Below are 231 nucleotides of genomic sequence, written 5' to 3' on the forward strand. Positions count from 1 at the left end.
TAGAGAAGCACTTCATCAAACGGAAAAGGAATTAATAGTTCAAGCGTTAATTGAAACGGAAGGGAATATAATACAAGCTGCAAAAATGTTAGGTATCCCTCGCCAAACGCTGCAATATAAACTGTGTAAGTACGACAAAACCGCCGAATAATTGGCGGTTTTAGTGTGTTTGCACCAATAAAAGATCGTTTACATATATAAAAAGTAATGAATATGATAGTATGTATGGAT

General features: G+C 34.6%; 1 protein-coding gene. It reads left to right on the top strand.

Features of this window, described 5'->3' with window-relative positions:
• Window positions 1-151: helix-turn-helix domain-containing protein (locus tag KVT31_RS30075; RefSeq protein ID WP_302747111.1), on the top strand; the 151-nt coding region annotated here is incomplete at its 5' end.
• Window positions 152-231: the final 80 nt, after the last annotated feature.

The organism is Bacillus sp. GbtcB14, from assembly GCF_019091205.1.
Classification (GTDB): Bacteria; Bacillota; Bacilli; order Bacillales; family Bacillaceae_G; genus Bacillus_A; species Bacillus_A cereus_AG.